Origin of the sequence: Agromyces sp. NPDC058484 (genome assembly GCF_042720415.1) — a bacterium.
GTDB lineage: Bacteria > Actinomycetota > Actinomycetes > Actinomycetales > Microbacteriaceae > Agromyces.
The window spans coordinates 122555-137535 of sequence record NZ_JBHXMP010000006.1 but is presented as its reverse complement, the minus strand read 5'-3'; the positions used below and the strand labels follow the sequence as shown (position 1 = coordinate 137535).

At 69.0% G+C, this 14981-nt stretch carries 18 protein-coding genes; 6 read left to right on the top strand and 12 right to left on the bottom strand.

The genetic code is table 11. The annotated features are described in order from the left end of the window. Nucleotides 1–92: 92 nt before the first annotated feature. Nucleotides 93–1520, bottom strand: coding sequence for an argininosuccinate synthase (gene argG, locus ACFWN7_RS07145; protein ID WP_376938065.1), 1428 nt, complete (start codon nucleotides 1518–1520; stop codon nucleotides 93–95). Between the two features lie 71 nt (nucleotides 1521–1591). Here argG and ACFWN7_RS07140 point away from each other — a divergent pair, with 71 nt between their 5' ends. Then, nucleotides 1592–2137 carry a DUF3151 family protein gene (locus ACFWN7_RS07140; RefSeq protein ID WP_376938064.1) on the top strand — a complete coding sequence of 182 codons (546 nt, stop codon included), beginning with the start codon at nucleotides 1592–1594 and terminating at the stop codon, nucleotides 2135–2137. A gap of 1 nt (nucleotide 2138) precedes the next feature. Continuing rightward, on the top strand, nucleotides 2139–3425 hold the full coding sequence (locus ACFWN7_RS07135; protein WP_376938063.1) for an adenylosuccinate synthase: 1287 nt from the start codon (nucleotides 2139–2141) through the stop codon (nucleotides 3423–3425). Nucleotides 3426–3443: 18 nt separating this feature from the next. Here ACFWN7_RS07135 and ACFWN7_RS07130 read toward each other — a convergent pair whose 3' ends face one another. Further along, the gene (locus ACFWN7_RS07130) at nucleotides 3444–3893 is read right to left on the bottom strand and encodes an SRPBCC family protein (RefSeq protein ID WP_376938062.1); all 450 of its coding nucleotides are present in this window, start codon (nucleotides 3891–3893) and stop codon (nucleotides 3444–3446) included. An 81-nt stretch (nucleotides 3894–3974) separates the two neighbouring features. On the opposite strand from ACFWN7_RS07130, the gene ACFWN7_RS07125 reads away from it, so the two are divergent. Beyond that, nucleotides 3975–4790: a helix-turn-helix domain-containing protein gene (locus tag ACFWN7_RS07125; protein WP_376938061.1), complete on the top strand. Its 816-nt coding sequence runs from the start codon at nucleotides 3975–3977 to the stop codon at nucleotides 4788–4790. 97 nt (nucleotides 4791–4887) lie between these two features. Here the strand turns inward: ACFWN7_RS07125 and ACFWN7_RS07120 are convergent, their stop codons facing one another. Beyond that, the gene (locus ACFWN7_RS07120) at nucleotides 4888–5109 is read right to left on the bottom strand and encodes a hypothetical protein (protein WP_376938060.1); all 222 of its coding nucleotides are present in this window, start codon (nucleotides 5107–5109) and stop codon (nucleotides 4888–4890) included. A gap of 77 nt (nucleotides 5110–5186) precedes the next feature. Between ACFWN7_RS07120 and ACFWN7_RS07115 the strand changes: the two genes are divergently transcribed. The 3 genes from ACFWN7_RS07115 (at nucleotide 5187) to ACFWN7_RS07105 (ending at nucleotide 6468) form a co-directional block, all read left to right on the top strand. Continuing rightward, nucleotides 5187–5828 (top strand): GNAT family N-acetyltransferase, encoded by a 642-nt coding sequence (locus ACFWN7_RS07115; RefSeq protein ID WP_376938059.1) that lies wholly within the window; start codon nucleotides 5187–5189, stop codon nucleotides 5826–5828. A gap of 146 nt (nucleotides 5829–5974) precedes the next feature. Next, nucleotides 5975–6232 carry a ribbon-helix-helix protein, CopG family gene (locus ACFWN7_RS07110; RefSeq protein ID WP_376938058.1) on the top strand — a complete coding sequence of 86 codons (258 nt, stop codon included), beginning with the start codon at nucleotides 5975–5977 and terminating at the stop codon, nucleotides 6230–6232. Beyond that, nucleotides 6229–6468, top strand: a complete 240-nt coding sequence (locus tag ACFWN7_RS07105; RefSeq protein ID WP_376938057.1) for a toxin — start codon at nucleotides 6229–6231, stop codon at nucleotides 6466–6468. The genes ACFWN7_RS07110 and ACFWN7_RS07105 overlap by 4 nt, the downstream gene beginning before the upstream one ends. Before the next feature lie 29 nt (nucleotides 6469–6497). On the opposite strand, the gene ACFWN7_RS07100 is transcribed toward ACFWN7_RS07105, so the two are convergent. From ACFWN7_RS07100 to ACFWN7_RS07060, 9 genes are all read right to left on the bottom strand, one after another. Then, nucleotides 6498–7103, bottom strand: a complete 606-nt coding sequence (locus tag ACFWN7_RS07100) for a class I SAM-dependent methyltransferase (RefSeq protein ID WP_376938056.1) — start codon at nucleotides 7101–7103, stop codon at nucleotides 6498–6500. Between the two features lie 93 nt (nucleotides 7104–7196). After that, on the bottom strand, nucleotides 7197–7937 hold the full coding sequence (locus ACFWN7_RS07095; RefSeq protein WP_376938055.1) for an RES domain-containing protein: 741 nt from the start codon (nucleotides 7935–7937) through the stop codon (nucleotides 7197–7199). Beyond that, the gene (locus ACFWN7_RS07090) at nucleotides 7934–8335 is read right to left on the bottom strand and encodes a hypothetical protein (protein WP_376938054.1); all 402 of its coding nucleotides are present in this window, start codon (nucleotides 8333–8335) and stop codon (nucleotides 7934–7936) included. The genes ACFWN7_RS07095 and ACFWN7_RS07090 overlap by 4 nt, the downstream gene beginning before the upstream one ends. A 167-nt stretch (nucleotides 8336–8502) precedes the next feature. After that, on the bottom strand, nucleotides 8503–10152 hold the full coding sequence (locus ACFWN7_RS07085) for a DUF5677 domain-containing protein (protein ID WP_376938053.1): 1650 nt from the start codon (nucleotides 10150–10152) through the stop codon (nucleotides 8503–8505). 282 nt (nucleotides 10153–10434) lie between these two features. After that, nucleotides 10435–10680: a hypothetical protein gene (locus ACFWN7_RS07080; RefSeq protein WP_376938052.1), complete on the bottom strand. Its 246-nt coding sequence runs from the start codon at nucleotides 10678–10680 to the stop codon at nucleotides 10435–10437. A 444-nt stretch (nucleotides 10681–11124) separates the two neighbouring features. Continuing rightward, nucleotides 11125–12609: a cation acetate symporter gene (locus tag ACFWN7_RS07075; RefSeq protein ID WP_376938051.1), complete on the bottom strand. Its 1485-nt coding sequence runs from the start codon at nucleotides 12607–12609 to the stop codon at nucleotides 11125–11127. Further along, nucleotides 12606–12956: a hypothetical protein gene (locus ACFWN7_RS07070; protein ID WP_376938050.1), complete on the bottom strand. Its 351-nt coding sequence runs from the start codon at nucleotides 12954–12956 to the stop codon at nucleotides 12606–12608. The genes ACFWN7_RS07075 and ACFWN7_RS07070 overlap by 4 nt, the downstream gene beginning before the upstream one ends. 38 nt (nucleotides 12957–12994) lie before the next feature. Next, nucleotides 12995–13744 carry a LytR/AlgR family response regulator transcription factor gene (locus ACFWN7_RS07065; protein ID WP_376938049.1) on the bottom strand — a complete coding sequence of 250 codons (750 nt, stop codon included), beginning with the start codon at nucleotides 13742–13744 and terminating at the stop codon, nucleotides 12995–12997. Continuing rightward, complete coding sequence (locus tag ACFWN7_RS07060; RefSeq protein WP_376938048.1) at nucleotides 13741–14961, bottom strand: sensor histidine kinase; 1221 nt, start codon at nucleotides 14959–14961, stop codon at nucleotides 13741–13743. The genes ACFWN7_RS07065 and ACFWN7_RS07060 overlap by 4 nt, the downstream gene beginning before the upstream one ends. Nucleotides 14962–14981: the final 20 nt, after the last annotated feature.

Sequence of the window (14981 nt, the reverse complement as noted above, 5' to 3'; positions counted from 1 at the left end):
CGTGCCCGGCGACCGGTGCGGCACGTCGGGCAGTGGTCCGAGTATGGCACCGAGGCCGCCCGAGGGTGAAGAGCGGCGGCGTGGCGGTCTGCTCAGTCGGTGCCGAGGTCGAACGCGGCGGCCTCGTTCGCGGCATCCGTCGCCGCCTCGAGGTCGGTCTCGACCTCGCCCGCCATGATCTCGACGCCACCGCCCGACTTCAGGTCGCCGACGAGCTCGGCGGTCGCGCCGCCGACGATGCCCTGCGCCGCGTACTGCTCGAGGCGGGCGCGCGAGTCGGCGATGTCGAGGTTGCGCATCGTGAGCTGGCCGATGCGGTCCTCGGGGCCGAATGCCGCGTCGCCGACGCGCTCCATCGAGAGCTTGTCGGGGTGGTAGCTGAGCGCCGGGCCCTGCGTGTCGAGGATCGTGTAGTCGTCGCCGCGGCGCAGGCGCAGGGTGACCTCGCCGGTGACGGCCGAGCCCACCCAGCGCTGGATCGACTCGCGCAGCATGAGCGACTGCGGGTCGAGCCAGCGCCCCTCGTACATGAGACGGCCGAGGCGGCGCCCCTCGGCGTAGTAGTTCGCGATCGTGTCCTCGTTGTGGATCGCGTTGAGCAGACGCTCGTACGCGATGTGCAGCAGCGCCATGCCGGGCGCCTCGTAGATGCCGCGCGACTTCGCCTCGATGATGCGATTCTCGATCTGGTCGGATGCCCCGAGCCCGTGCCGCCCGCCGATCGCGTTCGCCTCGTAGACGAGCGCGACGGCGTCGGGGAACTCGGCGCCGTTGATCGCGACGGGCCGTCCGGCATCGAAACGGATCGACACCTCCTCGGTGGCGACCTCGACGTCGTCGCGCCAGGCGGCGACGCCCATGATCGGCTCGACGATGTCGAGGCCGGTGTCGAGGTGCTCGAGCTTCTTCGCCTCGTGCGTCGCGCCCCAGATGTTCGCGTCGGTCGAGTATGCCTTCTCGGCGGAGTCGCGATAGGGGAACCCGCGGGCGACCAGCCACTCGCTCATCTCCTTGCGGCCGCCGAGCTCGGTGACGAACGCGGCGTCGAGCCACGGCTTGTAGATGCGCAGGCGCGGGTTGGCCATCAGACCGTAGCGGTAGAACCGCTCGATGTCGTTGCCCTTGTAGGTGGAGCCGTCGCCCCAGATGTCGACGCCGTCCTCCTTCATCGCGCGCACGAGCAGCGTGCCGGTGACCGCACGGCCGAGCGGGGTCGTGTTGAAGTAGGTCTTGCCGCCCGATCGGATGTGGAACGCGCCGCACTGCAGCGCGACGAGGCCTTCTTCCACGAGCGGGGCCTTCGCGTCGACGTGCCGCGCGATCTCGGCGCCGTACTCCTTCGCCCGGCCGGGCACCGCCGCGATGTCGGGCTCGTCGTACTGCCCGATGTCGGCCGTGTAGGTGCACGGCACGGCGCCCTTCTCGCGCATCCACGCAACCGCGACCGAGGTGTCGAGCCCGCCGGAGAAGGCGATGCCGACGCGTTCGCCGACGGGAAGGGAGGAGAGGACTTTCGACATGGCCTCCAGCCTACTTCGAGCGGATGCCGCGGCCCGACGGGACGTGAAACACCGCCGCGATAGGGTTGGGTGTGGCCGCAGACCGATCAACACCCGAGAACGGGGCGTCGCTCGCCGACGAAGCCGAGGTGCGCCGGGCGCTCGCCGAGGCGGACCGTGCCTCCGTGGCATCCGTTGTGGCGGAGCACCCGTCGTCGCCCCTCGCATGGGCCGAGCTCGCCGATGCCGCCGATTCCGGGGGGCGGTGGGTCGACGCGCTCGCCTACGCGACGGTGGCCGTCGACCTCGCCCGTGAGCAGCTCGCCTCCGTCGGCTGGACGCCCGGCTCGCCCGTGCCCTGGTCCGACGAGCCCAACCGGGCCTACCTGCGCGCCCTCGACGCCGAGCGTCGCGCCGCCGTCCAGCTCGGCCTCGACGGTCGTGCCGCGCGCGCCGCCGACGAGCTCGCGTCCGCCGACGCCGAGGCCCCGGCGCGCATCGCCTCCGAGTTCACACCCACCCAGCTGATCACCGTCGTCGGTGCCGCAGGCGTGTTCGACGCGGCATCCGGAACCGAAGCGCACACCGGCGAGCCGCTCGCCGAACCCACCGCCGTCGACGCGGCAGGAGAGGACTGACATGCCCGCAGCCGTACTGATCGGTGCACAGTGGGGCGACGAGGGCAAGGGCAAGGCGACCGACCTGCTCGGCTCGCGCCTCGACTACGTCGTCAAGTTCAACGGCGGCAACAACGCGGGGCACACCGTCGTCATCGGCGAGGAGAAGTACGCGCTGCACCTGCTGCCGTCGGGCATTCTGACGCCCGGGGTCACGCCGGTCATCGCCAACGGCGTCGTCGTCGACATCGAGGTGCTCTTCGAGGAACTCGAAGGGCTCGAGAGCCGGGGCGTGGATGTCTCGAAGCTCCGCGTCTCGGCGAACGCGCACCTCATCACCCAATATCACCGCACCCTCGACAAGGTCACCGAGCGCTTCCTCGGCAAACGCCAGATCGGCACCACCGGTCGCGGGATCGGCCCCGCGTACGCCGACAAGATCAACCGCGTGGGCCTTCGCCTGCAAGACCTCTTCGATGAGAACATCCTGCGGCAGAAGGTCGAGGGCGCACTCGACCAGAAGAACCACCTGCTCGTGAAGGTCTACAACCGCCGGGCGATCGGCGTCGACGAGATCGTCGACGAGCTGCTCGGCTACGTCGACCGGCTCAGGCCCATGGTCACCGACACGTCGCTGCTGCTGCACCAGGCCCTGGAGCGCGGCGAGACGGTGCTCTTCGAGGGCGGTCAGGCCACGATGCTCGACGTCGACCACGGCACCTACCCGTTCGTCACCTCGTCGAACGCGACGAGCGGCGGCGCCGTCACCGGCTCGGGCATCGCGCCGAACCGGATCGACCGGGTCATCGCCGTGATCAAGGCGTACACCACGCGAGTCGGCGCCGGCCCGTTCCCCACCGAGCTGTTCGACGAGTGGGGCGAGTTCCTCTCCGAGAAGGGCCACGAGTTCGGCACGACCACCGGGCGTCGTCGCCGCACCGGCTGGTACGACGCCCCCATCGCCCGCTACGCGGCGCGCGTCAACGGCGTCACCGACTTCGTGCTCACGAAGCTCGACGTGCTCACGGGCCTCGAGCGCATCCCCGTCGCCGTCGCGTACGAGGTCGACGGGCAGCGCGTCGACGAGGTGCCCGTGTCGCAGTCCGACTTCCATCACGCCGTGCCGGTGTACGAGGAATTCCCCGGCTGGACGGAAGACATCTCGGGTGCCCGCTCGTTCGACGAGCTCCCGGCGAACGCCAAGAGCTACGTGCGCGAGCTCGAGGCGATGAGCGGCTCCCGCATCTCGGCGATCGGCGTCGGCCCCGGCCGCGACGAGATCGTGGAGCTGCACGACCTGCTGGGGTGAGCGCCCTTCGTCGCCCGCTCACTCAGGGTGCGCGGGCGACACCGCCCCCTCGACCCAGGCCTTCAGCCGGGTGAGCTGCGCGCCGTCCTCGCGGGCGATGGCGGAGCGGATCACGGGTGCGAGCAGCGTCATGACCCCGCGGGTACCCACGGCCGCGTCGAGTCGCACGCGGCTGCCCGCGGCATCGGTGTGGCTTGGTTCGATCGTGTACGCGTAGTCCGCGGTGACGCCGCCGACGGCGCTGCGCATCGTGACCGCCAGGCCGGGCTCGATCGCCGTGATCGTCGACGTGCGCTCCTTGCCCCTCGCGACGAAGTGCAGCACCGTGCCGACCACGAGCGGCCCGTCGGCGCGCATCGACTCGACACCCGGCATCCAGTGCCGAGCCCCGTCCCAGTCCGTCAGCGCGGTCCAGACCGCGTCGGGTGCGGCGTCGATCGTCTGCTCATCGGTGAACGCCGGTTTCATGTCGAGCCTCCAGTCCTCGTTCCGCAGGCTAGACCGGCGGCGGCGGCATCCGATTGGATGGAATTCACGAAAGGCGGACCCGTGGAGCATGAGCAGCGCGACGTGCGCGGCCACCTCGCCGAAGCGGTGCGCAGCCTGTGGTTCCTCCGCGGCGCGGCGCCGGCGCGATTCGAGCGCATCTTCCCGATGACCGACATGTACCTCGTCGTGAACCTCGCTGCGCGCCCCTACCGGGTGCTCGACGGGGCGGATGCCTCGTGGCGCACGCTCGGCGCCGGGTTCAGCTGTGGGCTGAGATCGCGGTTCGTCGTGAGCGAGAACCCCGATCCGATCATCAACGCGGGCGTCGTGGTGCGGGCCGACGGGATGCGCCGGCTCGGGCTCGATCCCGAGGCGCTCGCCGGCAGGGTCGTCTCGCAACCGTGGCTCGACGACGTGGCGGCGCTCGGGCCCGATGCGCGCGGCGACGAGGTGCTGGACGCGCTCGAGTCGGTGCTGGCCGGCAGGCTGCGCGCCGGCCGGGTGCCCGACCCGGTCGTGCGAAACGCGATCGCGGCGTTGGAGCGTGACCCGTCGCAGCCGATCGCCCCCATTGCCGCTGCGTGCGGTCTGGGGCATCCGTCGTTCGTGGCGCGCTTCCGTCGTGCCACCGGCAGCACCCCGAAGCGGTACGCCGAGCTCGTGCGCTTCCACCGGCTCATCGACCGGATGCCGGTCGCCGCGACCGCGTCGTGGAGCGACCTGGCAGTCGAGGCCGGCTACTACGACCAGTCGCACGTCATTCGCGACGTCAAGCGCTTCACCGGGTTCACCCCGGCCGACTACCACCGCAGGGTGAGCGCCGCTGGTGCCGACGCGGTGCGGTTCGTTCCCGACCCGGGCGCGGCGTTCCGCTGACGGGAGGCTGCCGGGCTGCCGGGAACGTTTCGGCGGGAACGTCGAAGGGGCGGATGCCGCGACCACGCGACATCCGCCCCTTCGTGATCTCGGCGACCTACGGCTCGGTGCCGATCGACTCGTCGATGTTCGCGCGCACGTCGTCGATCTTGGCGTCGTGCTCGTCGGGCGTGATCTTCTTCGCGGCGTCGGAGACGGCGTCGAGCACCTTGTCGCTGATGTCCTCGGCCTGCTCGCTGTTCAATGCCTCCTGGATCTGGTCCTTGTTCTCCTCGACGAAGTCCTGTGCCTTCTTCGTGAGATCGTCCAGAGCTCCCATACCCCCACCTTCCATCTTCGGAATGCTGCTCTGGTCATCGTAGGGGCGGAGCGCCGGTCCGTGCCAGACTCGACGGGGTGACCGCATCCCGCCCCGCCGACCGGCCCCTGGTCGGCCGGTTCATCAGCCTGACGCCGTTCGACGAGGCCGATGTTCCCGAACTCGAGCGCGCGCTGCGTCAGCGAGAGGTGTTCGCAGGCGGGTACGGCGGCGGGCCCGCGGGCCTGCCCGCCGACGCCGAGGCGTTCGGCCGTTTCGCCCTCGGGTACTACTCCGGCGGCCCTGACGCGATGCCGTTCACGGTGCGGCTCGAGGGCGGGCCCGACCACGGCGCCGTCGTGGGCGCAACGAAGCTCGGCGACCTCGACCTGCCGGGCGAGTCCGCCCACATCGGCTGGACCGCGTACAACCCGCGCGTGTGGGGCACGGCCGTGAATCCCGAGGCGAAGCTGCTTCTGCTCTCGCTCGCATTCGAGCACGGCTTCGGCCGCGTGAAGCTCCAGGCCGACGCGCGCAACGCCCGGTCGCGTGCCGCCATCCTGAGGATGGGCGCGCAGTTCGAGGGTGTGCTTGGTCGCCACAAGCGTCGCGCCGACGGCTCATGGCGCGACAGCGCGGTGTACTCGGTGATCGTCGACGAGTGGCCCGCGGTGCGCGCCGGGCTCGAGGCGCGGCTCGCGGCATGGGGCGAGCCCGTGCCGCTCACGGCCGCCGAGTAGTCGTAGGTTCGGAGGAGGCTCCCATCGGCATTTCATGTGTCTCGTGTAAGGGATCCACTGGCGGGCGGTGGCAGAGGCACGTGCAAATGGGTTCTTCCGGGCCACTGGCCTCCGTCGGATTTTCGTAATACGATTGATCGATGAGCATGGGCGAGACGATCAATGGCGTCCCAGTCACTGAGAAACAGATCTCGGAGTGGGCCGCCGAGGCCGAAGACGGCTTCGACCTCGAGGCAATGAAGAGGCGCGGTCGCGGTCGACCAGGCCGCGGCGCCGAGCCCTCTCAAGTAGTCGCGCTGCGCCTTACCAGCGAGGAGCTCGCCGCGCTCGATGCCCGCGCAGCACGTGAGCACAAGACCCGTTCGGAGTTCATCCGAGATGCCCTTGCCGCGTACGCCGCGTGAAGATCCACGACGCCGCATTGAGGCACGGAATATCGCCCGAGGACGCGACACAAGCCGCCTCCTGGCCGATCTGGATCGAAGATCTCGACGACAACTCGCCGGCGCGCCAACTCCGACTGGGATTCGATACTCGGGGGCGATTGCTCGAGACCGTCGTGCTCGTGTTCGACAGCGGGAACGAACTCGTCATCCACGCGATGAAGGCCCGGCCGCAGATGCTCGACCTTCTCCCATAGGGATCCTCCTGCGGACCTCGTCTTGACGGTTACCGGGTGTCCGCCCGTCGGGCAATGATCGCTGCCTGCGGCCGCTGGCCAGAGGTCTTCCTGACGTGAGACTCGACCACGTCGAAGCCGGCGGCGAGGAGTTCTTCGCTGAGGTCGCCCACTGGCCAGCGATAGGCCGGGGTGACTGCGTGATCGAACCGCTCAACCACGGCGCCCTCGAAGAACCCGATGAGCAGCGTGCCTCTTGGGCTGAGTGCGCGGCGGAACTCCATCAAGGGCAGGCGTATCGTGCCGGGGTCATGGTGGATGAGGGAGTACCACGAGAGGATGCCGCCAACCGATTCCGTTTCGCAGTCGAGGTCGTCGAGGTCGCCGACCTCGAATGGCACCCCTGGGTATTCGCGCCGGGCACGTTCGATGAATTCGGGCACCAAATCCACGCCGCTGGCAGTAAGCCCGAGTTCAGTGAGGAAGTTGGTCCATTGGCCGGGCCCGCAGCCGGCATCGATCGCGCGACCTTCGATCCCGCGCGCCCAAATCGATACAAGCTGACGATCTGAGGGATGCACGGGGCTCATCGAGCCGAAGAGATCGGTGTACTCCGCTGCCCGCCGGGAGTACGCGCCGCTGACCTCGCTGATCACACGGTCGAGTCTATGGAAATCGCAGACGCCGCCCGCAAGCCGGTCGGCTATCGGGCACGGCCGGGAGGTTGCATCCGGTGCCCAGTCGGGGATTTAGGAATCGTCATCCCGTTCGTGCCAGTGGAGACCGAATCGGCTGAAGGCTTCGAGGAGTTCGGGTGTTTCGTCCGTGAGGCGCTGTGCGGGTTCCACCGGCTCGATCAGGCGACTGCGAGGCTCGTCACCGGCCCGCTCGAAAACGGCCCACACGCAAATGTCATCGCCGTGCCGTGAACGGAACTCGACGCCGTCGACGAGTTCCGAGCGGTCCTGATCGCGAAGGTCGTACAACCATCGCGCGATGGATCGCGTGAGCACGCGATCGCGTACGTCCTTTAGGAGGGCAGTGTCGACGTCGGCCAGCGCGATCCCATGCCGTTGGAACGGGTAATGCTGCTGGAGGGCTGCGACGGTTCGTGAATGGGTGATGAAGCAGTACCTCCCTGCCTGCTGCGCCGAACCATACGCTCGTCCGTCCAACCACGAATAGCCGACCGCCCCGTCTGCCGCTTCATCGTGCTCTTCGACGCTGCCGTCGTCGTTCTCGATCTCCGCGAGCCCGGTGAGCACCGCCGCACTCGGACGAAAGTGCGCGAGCAGCTCGAGAAAACATCCCAACAGGCTTTGACACGTGTAGAGCGTTCGGAACTCGCCAACCTGGTCATCCCAGCGACCGTTGAACAGGCCCGAATCGGTTGCATACTGCCAATCCGGCCAACGCCACAGGTCGGGCTCGTACCCCACACGCCAGACCACACCGAGCTCACTGGAGATCTCCAGCTCCAGCGAGCTCATCCGAGGTTCGCGAACGACTTCGCGGCCGCCACCACATGCCGCGCCACATCCAGCGGCTCACCCTCCCGGAGCAGCTGCGCTGGCGCCTCGTCGCCCAGCGACGGGTTCATGCCCTTGAACCACGACTGCACCGTAACCGAGTCGTACCGCTCCCGCAGCAGGGCGGCGACGTGATACGCGTGCCGCAGCCGATCCTGGTCTCGTCCACCCGGCGCACCTTCGCCAGCGGCCCACGCCGACACGGATCGGGCGGACTTGACCCCTCCGATATACGCGACAAGCCGCACACCGAGGATCTCCCGAAGCTGGCTCACCAACTCGGGAAACGCAAGCCGCACTGACTCTTCATGCGCGTGCAGGCCGGGACGCTGATCCGACGCCGCCACCACCTTGACCATGTACCAGAGTGTACGCGCCAGCCATAGATAGCACACCCAAAAACACATCCAAGAATGCACCACAGATCACAACGAGTGCTGAGCATGGCGAAGTCCGATAAAGGATCCTCGACCGCGAATCACCGGTTCTTGGGCTTGGTGGTCCCAGTCCGTCCGCGAGCGGGCGGTTAATCGACTGAGCCGACCGCGCGATCAACATCGCTGGCGTCGTCGAGCCAAGCAAAAGCGTCTTGGACGGCTGCCTCGTCGGTGTTGAGGACGCGGAGGCTGACGCGGATCAGAGTGTTGAGCTGCTGGACCCATGCCGTGGCGAGCTCGACATGACCGCCGGCGTTGAGTGACAGGCTCGGAATCAGATGTCCCCGGTGCAGCGGGTTCTGGCATCGTTCCATTGCGTCGCTTTCAATGGACCACCACTCTGAGTGGGTGACACCGCTAGCCATTTGGTAGACCTGTCGATAGAAGTCTAGGAGTCCGGCCTCCTCTGCCATCTTGCGAATGGACTTGCCAGAAAACGAGTCGCCGGTGTCGACCACGCGGTAGTCGATTACATCGTCGGTATTGCTGAGGGCGTGCAGTTCGGCGCGTCCCGTTTCGAAGTCGACGGTCCGCGCGTCTGCTGGGACCTCGTCCAGGATGCGGGCGTACAGCTTTGCTTTGCCCGCGCCGTAGTCCTTGTACCTTTGGTAGATCGAGGCGTCCTGATTCGCCATCCATTGGATATAGATTCGCGTCTCGGCGAGCATCCGTGTGATGTGCGACCCGTGCTCGGAGCACCACAGGTCAGGGCTGCCGAGCGCCGTGGCGACGTCGCGGCCCGCGCGGAGGACTAGGCCAGCGTTCACCTCCTGACGCTCGGGTGCGTGCAGGTCCGCTGGAGCCGTCTCGAGAGCTTCTGCGTAGGACGAGACGAGGTCGAGGGCGAAGCGACGCAGATGCGCACCATCGGCCGGCATTTTCGCTGGCTCGGGTACAAAGCCTGCCGCGGGCGGATCTTCAGCAATTCGCATGGCGTCTTCCTCTGGTTCGGACTCCGAGTTCTTGAGGTCACGGGAACGTACGCATCGGGTGGTCATGGAGTTCGCACCCCAGAACACCCGAGCCCACCGGATGGCCGGGCCGTAGTGATCGGGATTCTCTTGCACGAGCAGCCCGCGGTGCGCGCCCCACATTGCTCGAATCGCCGTATCCGCTGCGGCACGGGTGGCTGCCTTGGTCGGGTAGGGCTGGAGTAGATCGATCGTTTCCTGATCTGATCTGAAAGTGCCGGCCAGCACGGCCGCCCAGACGTACATGCACTTGATCAGCGACTCCCGATGGCCGTCTTTCAGCACACCGATCACGGCGCGCGCGAGCAAGTCGATGTCCTCCTGCTCGGGCGGCCTAGGTGCAATGTCAACAAGCCACTCAGCGGGCCTATAGAAGTAGCTCGCCAAGGCTTGCGAAACTCCAGATGGAAGAAGGCCCTGCTCCAGGGCGCGCCGGCGGACGATCTCGATAGCGACCGGCACCGTCGTACCCAATCGCTCGAGCCCCGTCAGACGACCGTCCAGACACTCGGCGAGGAAGGCCGCATCCGCGAGCTCTCTAAGGTCGTTCAAAACGATTCGCTGCCAATCTACAAATCGCCGGGCTGCGGAATCTCCTAGTTCGGACAGCGCCAAGACCGGCCAAAGAAGATCAGGCAGGTCGTCGCGCACCCAGTCGCCGACTTTCAGGACACCCGATGCAACCAGCGGGGTGCTGTATACCCGGCCCTTCCTGACATGGTCAGAAAGCACGTGATTCGGGGGCTGGTTCGGGCGTGGCAGGGCCATGCGACAACGCTAGCGTCGAGCTCCGACACGTCGACTTTGCGTTGGGCTTTGGCCCGATGACATCGCCGAACGGATCAACGCCAGACCCCGCCGCGCCTTCGACTCGGCGATCTCGGCCGATCGACCCTGGCCACGTGTCCGCACCTATGCGATCGAGGGGATTGTCTGAACATCGGAGCCGGACGCGCATTCGGGCGGTCGCGTGGGCCTGATCGAGCGCAGACAGGATCCGCCCACGCGACCGATAAGGATCGCAGTCATAGATGAGGCCTCGCCCCAGAGTCAGGCGAGAATATGTTCGATCGCGCCCCAGGTCATGAACGGAGTAAGTAGGACAAACAGCGCGCCCGTAAACCGCATCCGGCCAGCGGAGAACAGCTTCGCGGCGGACCTCGGCCCCCATAGCGGGCCGCCTGCGATGCGGAAGAATCGCGACAGCCGACGCGGCGCCACGATAGCGAACACCCCCAGTGCGAAGAAGACCGAGAACACGACGATTGCGATCGTCAACTCGGCAGAGGTGGGCACGACAGCGATCCTCCCACGCGTGAGGGTGACGTCCTGCCAACCGATAAGTCGCCGAACGGCTCCTTGGCCGTCCCGCGCAGACGTCGGGCCATCCGAGCCCGTCAGGTCCTGGTCGTCATGCCACCACCAGACGACGCCACGACGTTCGCTGCCCGAAAGCCGGTCGACGACCGCCACACCCGAACGGGCGAGTCGCGCCGAAGACGACCCGCGCGGTTCCTGAGACCCCGATTCCCGTATGACCCGCCCGAGAAAATGCCCGGTGACCGGGGGCTATTCGCTACAGCCGAATCCGTGATCGTGACCCTCATCGGCAGCGCCCGAGTCGACATCGACAACGCTGCAGGAATCTGCCACTTGCCGCAGAATCCATGCCCGAGAATCGGTGACATCTGCTGTGAACTCGTGGCCTCTCATGCCAAGTCGATGCGGAACCTACCGCAATCAGGCGCCGCGTCGACGCCGCGCCGCCTCGGGCACGTGCAACCGCGCGAGGAACGCGTCGACCCCACGGGGCACCCTGCGCCGGTCGGCGCGCGACACGAGCACCGTGACGAGCACCGCGAGCGGCACCGACCAGGCGGCGGGCTGTTCGAGCAGCGGCCGGATGCCGGGCGCCGCCGCCGAGAGCGCAGATCCGCCGAGGATCGCCCCTCCCGAGAGCACGGCACCCGCGACCATGCCCGAGATCGCGCCCCGCGCGGTGAGGCCGCGCCACCAGATCCCGAGCAGGAGCACCGGGCAGAGCGTCGACGCGGTGAACGCGAACACGAGGCCGACGCTGCCCGCGAGGCCCGCCGACTCGGTGGCGAGGGCCACCGCGAGCGGCACGAACGAGGAGGCGACGGCGGCGATGCGGAAGCCCCGCACGCTGCCGCCCAGGAGGTCCTGGCTGATCACGCCCGCGAGCGACACGACGAGGCCCGACGACGTCGAGAGGAATGCGGCGAACGCGCCGGCGATCACGAGGGCCGTGAGCAGCTCGCCGATCGGGCCGGGGATGAGCCGGCCGGGCAGCAGCAGGACGAGCGCATCCGCCTCACCGGTTGCGGCGAGGTCGGGGGCGAAGGCGCGGCCGACCAGGCCGAACGCGGTGGGGAAGAGGTAGAACACCGAGAGCAGCACGAGCACGATGACCGTCGTGCGGCGCGCGGCGACGCCGTCGGGGTTCGTGTAGAAGCGCACGAGCACGTGCGGCAGGCCGAGGGTGCCGAGGAGGAGGGCGAGCATGAGCGAAACGGTGCGGTACACGTCGAGGTCGCCGGGCCCGGCGGCCGGCGGGAACGCCACGGCCGGCGCGAGCTGCGGCGCAGGCTCGCCTCCGCCGAGCGTCAGGAGGAGCACGACGACGGGCACGGCGAGCGCCGTGAGCTTCAGCCAGAACTGGAACGCCTGCACGAACGTGATCGACCGCATCCCGCCCGCGGCGACGACGACGGCGACGATGACGGCCACCGCGACCGCGCCCGCCCACGACGGCAGCCCCGTCGTGATGCGCACCGTGAGCGCGGCGCCCTCCAGCTGCGGCACGATGTAGAACCATCCGATGACGATCACGAGGGTGCTCGTGACCCTCCGCGCCCACACGGACTCGAGCCGCGCCTCGGTGAAGTCGGGGATCGTGTACGCGCCCGAGCGTCGCAGGGGCGCCGCCACGAAGAGCAGCAGCATGAGGTAGCCCGCGGTGTACCCGATCGGGAACCACAGCCCCGACGAGCCCGTGAGCAGGATGAGCCCGGCGATGCCGAGGAACGACGCGGCGGAGAGGTACTCGCCGCCGATCGCCGAGGCGTTCCACCACGGTCGCACGGTGCGCGATGCGACGTAGAAGTCGCTCGTCGTGCGCGAGACCCGCAGCCCGTAGAAGCCGATCAGCGCAGTGGCGACCGCGACGATCGCGATCGCAGCGTACCCGGTCGCGGCGTTCATTCCTCCTCCGTGAGCGAGCGGTAGCGCGCCTCGTTGCGAGACGCGGCGCGCACGTAGAGCGCACCGATGGTGATCAGGAGCGGGTAGACGCCGACGCCGAGCAGGAGCCACGACAGCGGCACGCCCGCGATGAAGGTCGTGTCGAGCGCGGGCACGAACGCGATCGCGAGTACGAAGACCGCCGTCGCGACGACGAACCCGACGGCGAAGACGACGCCGAGTCTGAGCTGCGAGCGGATGAGCGAGCGCACGTACACCCCCGCGATGTCGCTCGTCGGCGCCTCGGCGCCCGGTTGGGTCGCCGGTCGAGCGGATGCCGCCGCCGCCCCCGCGCGCGGGGCGGTCACCCGGACGCGCGCCGGTGTCGCTCGGGGCCCGGGCTCGATCATGGCCGCGGCCGGATCGTCGCGTGTTCGAGGCGCTCGCGGAGCGCGGGCAGCAGTCGCCGGCTCACGGGGAGCTCGGCCGCGCCGACGGTGACGCTCGGATGCTCGGTGCCGAGCCGGATGCGCGTGAGGTGCGGCACCGCGACGAGGTACGAACGGTGGATGCGCACGAACGCGTCGGCCCACTGCCGTTCGAGATCGGCCATCGGCACGCGCACCAGGTAGCTCGCCTCCTCGGTGTGCAGCCGGGCGTAGTCGCCCTGCGCCTGCACGTAGCGCACCTCGTCGCGCCGGAGCATCCGGGTGGTGCCGCCGAGCGTCACCGCGATCACCTCGGGTTGCGGTGCGGATGACGCGGTGCCCGCTCCCGGCGATGAGGCACCGGCCTTCAGCGCCTCGACGATGCGCGTCACCGATCGCTGCAGACGCTCAGTGCGCACGGGCTTCAGCAGGTAGTCGACGGCGGCGAGGTCGAAGGCCTCGAGCGCGCCCTCCTCGTCAGCCGTGACGAAGACGAGCGCAGGCCGGCGCTCGAAGCGTTGCAGGGCGCGGGCGAGGTCGAATCCGGTGAGGCCGGGCATGTGGATGTCGAGGAACGCCGCGTCGACGGGTTCACGGGTGATCAGGCGGATGGCCTCGGCGCCCGACGCGGCCTGATGGATGACCCCGACGCGCGGGTCCTGGCCGAGCAGGAACGCCAGCTCGTCGATCGCGGGCTGCTCGTCGTCGGCGATGAGCACGGAGATCACGGTTCGATTCTCCCATCGGCGTCACGGCTCGGATCGGCGGATGCCGCGACGCGGCCGGGCTGGGACTTCGGCACGCGCATGCGCACCAGCGTGCCCGCGCCCACGTTCGTCTCGACCACGAGTCCGTGCTCGTCGCCGTAGACCTGCCGGAGGCGCGCGTCGACGTTCCGCAGGCCCACGTGCTCACCCGGGGCCCCGCCGGCGAGCACGGTCTCGAGCACCGCGGGGTCGATGCCGACGCCGTCGTCCTCGACGCTGATCTCGGCGAACGCGCCGGAGTCTGCGGCGGTGATCGTGATGCGGCCGCCGCCCTCCTTCGACTCGAGGCCGTGCCGCACGGCGTTCTCGACGAGCGGCTGGATCGACAGGAACGGCACCACGGTCGAGAGCACCTCGGGCGCGATCTTCAGCGCCACCTTCAATCGGTCGCCGAATCGCGCCCGCTCGAGCCGCAGGTAGCTGTCGATCGATCGAAGCTCCTCGGCGACCGTCGTGTAGTCGCCGTGCCGGCGGAACGAGTACCGCGTGAAGTCGGCGAACTCGAGCACGAGCTCCCGGGCCTTCGCCGGGTCGGTGTTGATGAACGACGCGATCGCGTTGAGCGAGTTGTAGATGAAGTGCGGGCTGATCTGCGCGCGCAGGGCGCGCACCTCGGCCTCGGCGAGCGCGGCCCGCGAGGCGTCGAGCTCGCCGAGCTCCACCTGTGCCGCCACCCAGGCGGCGACCTCGCCGGTCGCGCGCACGAGCCCCGCACGCACCGGCGCGGCGAATGCGACGATCGCCCCGGCCGGGCTGCCGCTGGCGAGGATCGGTGCAGCAGCGGCATCCGTCTCCCGGTCTGCGAACCGGATGCGCCGTTGCACCTGTGGCTTGCCCGACGCGGTCGCCGCGGCGGCGAGCCGGCCGGCGACCGCCCGCACGGCCTCGTCGCCCTCGACCGTCACCGCCCCCGAGGCGTCGACGAGGGCGAGGCTCTCGCACCCGAGCAGGGCGCGCAGGTGCCGCCCGGCGCGCATCGCGTCGACCCCGCCCGGCCCGCCCCGCAGCTGCGTTGCGGCGCGGCTCGCGAGGTGGAGCGTCTGGTAGGTCGCCTGCTCGACATCGGTGCCGAGCTCCTTCGACGCGACGACGATGCGCCGCAGCGCCAGCACCACGCCGAGCGCGACCGCCCCGGCGACGAAGCCGGCCGCAGCGGCGAGCAGCATCGACTCGGGCATGCACGCCAGCGTAGCCGTCG